The organism is Streptomyces sp. ATCC 21386, from assembly GCF_018728545.1.
Classification (GTDB): Bacteria; Actinomycetota; Actinomycetes; order Streptomycetales; family Streptomycetaceae; genus Streptomyces.
On record NZ_JAAVVL010000001.1, the window covers coordinates 2,151,116 to 2,155,977 of the forward strand.

6 protein-coding genes are annotated in these 4,862 nt (G+C 71.0%); 4 read left to right on the top strand and 2 right to left on the bottom strand.

The window, feature by feature from the left end:
- Together GWK25_RS09365 and GWK25_RS09370 are read right to left on the bottom strand one after the other, a co-directional pair.
- The coding region (locus tag GWK25_RS09365) for an antitoxin (protein ID WP_215449324.1) at window positions 1-253 on the bottom strand (253 nt) is incomplete at its 3' end.
- A gap of 23 nt (window positions 254-276) precedes the next feature.
- Complete coding sequence (locus tag GWK25_RS09370) at window positions 277-564, bottom strand: hypothetical protein (RefSeq protein WP_215449325.1); 288 nt, start codon at window positions 562-564, stop codon at window positions 277-279.
- A gap of 181 nt (window positions 565-745) precedes the next feature.
- On the opposite strand from GWK25_RS09370, the gene miaA reads away from it, so the two are divergent.
- The 4 genes from miaA to GWK25_RS09390 all read left to right on the top strand — a co-directional run.
- Window positions 746-1,684, top strand: a complete 939-nt coding sequence (miaA, locus tag GWK25_RS09375; protein ID WP_215449326.1) for a tRNA (adenosine(37)-N6)-dimethylallyltransferase MiaA — start codon at window positions 746-748, stop codon at window positions 1,682-1,684.
- A gap of 108 nt (window positions 1,685-1,792) precedes the next feature.
- On the top strand, window positions 1,793-2,317 hold the full coding sequence (locus tag GWK25_RS09380; protein ID WP_184903771.1) for a hypothetical protein: 525 nt from the start codon (window positions 1,793-1,795) through the stop codon (window positions 2,315-2,317).
- Window positions 2,318-2,466: 149 nt separating this feature from the next.
- Window positions 2,467-3,336, top strand: a complete 870-nt coding sequence (dapF, locus tag GWK25_RS09385) for a diaminopimelate epimerase (protein WP_215449327.1) — start codon at window positions 2,467-2,469, stop codon at window positions 3,334-3,336.
- A gap of 297 nt (window positions 3,337-3,633) precedes the next feature.
- Window positions 3,634-4,862, top strand: a 1,229-nt coding sequence (locus GWK25_RS09390) for an HD domain-containing protein (RefSeq protein WP_215457286.1), incomplete at its 3' end; no start/stop codon positions are given.

Below are 4,862 nucleotides of genomic sequence, written 5' to 3' on the forward strand. Positions count from 1 at the left end.
GGGGTGTGGCGCCGCCGCCCGGGGGCGGGGGCGTGTGACCGCCCTCGTGGTGCGCGAGTCGGTCCATGGCGTGCTTGGCCCTGCCCGTGCCCGACTGGATCTTGTCGCTGTACTTGCCCTTGGTCTTCCTGTCGACCGTGTGAGCGGCCTTGTCCAGACCGTGGTGGATCTTGCCCTCGTGTTTCTGAGCGAGGTGCGAGACCTTGTCCTTGGCCGGGGAGAGTTTGGACTTCAGATTATCCAGCAGACGCATGATTCACCTTCCCGCGCGGGCAGTCACTTGCGGGCGTTCTCACCGGACTCGTTGTCCGCCGCCTGATCGGCCGTCTGCTGCTTGGGGATCTCCACGTCGTCCGCCGCGTCGACGGCCTCCACCGCCGGCTCGGCCGCGTCGCCCTCCGCATCGGCCTCGGCCGTGCTTCCGGCCTCCGGCCGGACGGCCTCGGTGGCTCCCTTCGCCTCCTCCGGCTCCTCCGCCTCCGTCTCGGCGTCCGGCTCGGGCGCCGTCACGGCGGCCTCGTCCGCGTCCTTCGCCTTACGACGGAACAGTGAGAAAACGCCCATATCAACCTCAATGCTAATCATGCGGGTTAATTCCCGCCCTCTCCCGGAGCGTCCGATTGCGTCATCCGGGTCGCCGGTACTCGAAACCGGCGCTGCGAACACGCAACACGCAACGACTCCGGCTCCCCCGCGTCACGTAGTTCGTTCGAGAACAGGCCCCGACATTTGCGAGACTGGGTCGGTGAGCAACGCAGTTCCCTCCCCACGGGTCATCGCCGTCGTCGGACCGACCGCGGCCGGCAAGTCCGATCTGGGCGTCTTTCTGGCCCAGCGCCTCGGCGGCGAGGTCGTCAACGCCGACTCCATGCAGCTCTACCGGGGGATGGACATCGGCACCGCCAAGCTGACCCCCGAGGAGCGCGACGGAGTCCCGCACCACCTCCTGGACATCTGGGACGTGACGGCCGCCGCCAGCGTCGCCGAGTACCAACGGCTCGCCCGCGCCCGGATCGACGCCCTGCTCGCCGACGGCCGCTGGCCGATCCTGGTGGGCGGCTCCGGGCTGTACGTCCGCGGAGCCGTCGACAACCTGGAGTTCCCCGGCACGGACCCCGAGATCCGCGCCCGCCTGGAGGAGGAGCTGGCGTTGCGCGGCTCCGGCGCGCTGCACGCCCGGCTCGCCGCCGCCGACCCCGAGGCCGCCGAGGCGATCCTGCCCAGCAACGGCCGCCGCATCGTCCGCGCCCTCGAAGTGATCGAGATCACCGGAAAGCCGTTCACGGCGAACCTGCCGGGCCATGACGCGGTCTACGACACCGTCCAGATCGGCGTCGACGTGGCGCGGCCCGAACTCGACGAGCGCATCGCCCGCCGGGTCGACCGCATGTGGGACGCCGGACTGGTCGAAGAAGTGAGCGCACTGGAGGCGCAGGGGTTGCGCGAGGGGCGTACGGCGTCGCGTGCGCTCGGCTACCAGCAGGTCCTCGCGGCCCTCGCCGGGCGGTGCACCCTGGACGAGGCGCGCGCGGAGACCGTGCGGGCCACCAAGCGCTTCGCGCGCCGCCAGGATTCATGGTTCAGACGCGACCCGCGGGTGCATTGGCTCAAGGGGGGGCTCGCCGACCTGACGGAACTCCCGCAGCTCGCACTGGCGTTGGTCGAACGACCGGTCACAGCCTGATCACGTCATGGCATCGGGTCGCCCCGGCGGTCATCCCGGCATCCGGGGGCGTGCCATCATCAAGCTTCGATCGACCAAGTGGAGTCCGAGTTGGGAGGGCGCGTGGCGATGGAGGCCGGCCCTCGCGACACCGCACAAAGCACGGAGCAGGGCACCGCGCAGGACGCGGACCAGCTGGTTACCGAGGGGTACGCACTGGATTCCGAAGGTGATCCGCTGAGCCCCGACGGTCCCGAGGACCAGACCCCCGACGGCGTCAGCGACGACGGACCGGAACCGGACGAGATGTCCGGTCCGGAGGTGGAGGTCGAGCTGCGCCCCCAGCGCAGACTGCGGCTCTGGCAGCTCGCCCCGATCGTGGGCCTCGCCGCTGTCGGCTCCCTGATGTTCGCCTTCCCGCTCGCCTTCGAGTTCGGGGACGGTGGCGCCGTGGTCGCCATGCTCGGCCTGCTGATCTGCGCCACCGCGGCGGGCTGGGGCATGATGGCCGCCCGCCGGGTCGGTTACACGTGGCCAGGCCTGCCCGCCCGAGGCTCCGGCCGCCGCCCGGACTGGCGCCTTGTCCTCGCCTACGCCCTGGTCGTGGCCGCGGTCGCCTTCCTGGCCGTCTGGCGAGTGGCCCGGCTCCGTTAGACAGGGGCGCCGCGCACAGAGCGCCCCGTGAGGAGCGCCCCGTCAGGGGCGCGGGGCTGCGCGGCCAGCCACGATCGACTCGCGCGAGACCCTCGAACCGCAAGCCCTCACCCGGCCCACCCGGCGGAGCGCTCCCGTACGATCGAGGAATGAGCACGCGGATCGCCTTCCTCAAGGGTCACGGGACCGAGAACGACTTCGTGATCGTCCCGGACCCCGAGAACGCCATCGATCTCCCCCCGGCCGCCGTCGCCGCCCTGTGCGACCGCCGCGCGGGCATCGGTGGTGACGGCGTGCTGCACGTCGTCCGCTCCGCCGCGCACCCCGAGGCGAAGGAACTGGCCGCCGAGGCGGAGTGGTTCATGGACTACCGCAACGGCGACGGGTCGATCGCCGAGATGTGCGGAAACGGCGTCCGCGTCTTCGCGCGCTACCTCCTGCACGCCGGGCACGTCACCGAGGGCGACCTCACCGTCGCCACGCGCGGGGGCGTGAAGAAGGTCCACATCGACAAGGACGGTGACGTCACCGTCGGCATGGGCCGCGCCCGCCTCCCCGAGGGGGACGTGACCGTGAGCGTCGGCGAGCACAGCTGGCCCGCGCGCAACGTCAACATGGGCAACCCGCACGCGGTGGCGTTCGTCGACGACCTCGCGGACGCCGGCGACCTGTACGCCCCGCCGCCCTTCAGCCCCGCCTCCGCCTACCCGGACGGCGTGAACGTCGAGTTCGTCGTCGACCGGGGCCCGGGCCACGTGGCGATGCGGGTGCACGAGCGCGGCTCCGGCGAGACCCGCTCCTGCGGCACCGGCGCATGCGCCGTCGCCGTGGCCACCGCCCGGCGCGACGGCGCCGACCCGGCGGTCACGGGCACCCCGGCGACCTACACCGTCGACGTGCCCGGCGGCACCCTGGTGATCACCGAACGGCCCGACGGCGAGATCGAGATGACCGGCCCCGCCGTGATCGTGGCCCAGGGCGAGATCGATGCCAACTGGCTGGAAAACGCGGCACGTTGAAGTGTGGTAGGGCTTGGTATGACGGTGTCCGCAGGGCGAACGCCGTAAAGATCCAAGCCCGTCACGCGTCCAGGGGTGCGAATCCATGGCCCACTCCGGTGACGTGGCCCGAAAACGCAAACCTCGGAACCATCGCTCGAATGGGTGATCCGTTTCACGCTCGGCGAGAGGCGGTCGGACGGGCGTGATGGGCTCGGTAGCATCAAGCACCGGCACGGACGGGGGAACGACACGATCCCCTGAGCCGCCGCACGCCCTGGGGCACCCGTCCGCCGGTCCACGCAGCCGGAGGTGCCCATGAGCGCGGAGGCCACGAACCCCGCCGTATCGCCCGCCCCTGCGCCGCCACCAGCGCACCGCAGGAAGGGCCGACCTCGTATCGACCTGCGCCGTCTGGGCCGCGCCGCACTCCTGGGCCCGACGACCCGCGACCGGTTGCCCGACGCGATCAGCCATGTCGTCGAGGCACACCGGGCCCACCACCCCGACGCCGACCTGGAACCGTTGCGCCGGGCGTACGTCCTCGCCGAGTCCTCGCACCGCGGTCAGATGCGCAAGAGCGGCGAGCCGTACATCACCCACCCCCTCGCCGTGACGCTGATCCTCGCCGAACTCGGCGCGGAGACCACGACCCTGACGGCCTCTCTGCTCCACGACACCGTCGAGGACACCGATGTGACCCTCGATCAGGTGCGCGAGGAGTTCGGCGCCGAGGTGTGCTTCATCGTGGACGGCGTCACCAAACTGGAGAAGGTCGACTACGGCGCCGCCGCCGAACCCGAGACCTTCCGCAAGATGCTCGTCGCCACCGGCAACGACGTCCGCGTGATGTCGATCAAACTCGCCGACCGGCTGCACAACATGCGCACCCTCGGTGTGATGCGCCCGGAGAAGCAGGAACGCATCGCCAAGGTCACCCGGGACGTCCTGATCCCCCTCGCCGAACGACTCGGCGTACAGGCGCTCAAGACGGAGCTGGAGGACCTCGTCTTCGCGATCCTCCACCCCGAGGAGTACGCCCACACCCGCGGCCTCATCGCGGACAACGCCGCACAGGAGAGCGACCCGCTCGCCGAGATCGCCGACGAGGTACGCGGCGTGCTGCGCGAGGCGGGCATCCAGGCCGAAGTCCTCATCAGGCCCCGCCACTTCGTCTCCCTGCACCGTGTCTCCCGAAAACGCGGACGGCTGCGCGGCACCGACTTCGGCCGGATCCTGGTCCTCGTCGGTGAGGACGCCGACTGCTACGCCGTCCTCGGGGAGCTGCACACCTGCCTCACGCCCGTGGTCTCGGAGTTCAAGGACTTCATCGCCGTTCCGAAGTTCAACCTGTACCAGTCGCTGCACACCGCCGTCGCGCGCGGCGACGGCCAGGTCGCCGAAGTCCTCATCCGCACCCACCAGATGCACAAGGCCGCCGAGGCCGGCGTCGTGGCGCTCGGCAATCCGTACGCCGCCCCCGCCGAGGAACAGCCCGACGGACGGCGGGCCGACGGCGAGGGCGAGCGCGTCGACCCCACCCGCCC

Bases quoted from the DNA above. Each gene is read 5' to 3' on its own strand.
- dapF (WP_215449327.1), top strand. From the start codon at position 2,467: ATGAGCACGCGGATCGCCTTCCTCAAGGGTCACGGGACCGAGAACGAC.
- GWK25_RS09380 (WP_184903771.1), top strand. From the start codon at position 1,793: ATGGAGGCCGGCCCTCGCGACACCGCACAAAGCACGGAGCAGGGCACC.
- GWK25_RS09370 (WP_215449325.1), bottom strand. From the start codon at position 564: ATGGGCGTTTTCTCACTGTTCCGTCGTAAGGCGAAGGACGCGGACGAG.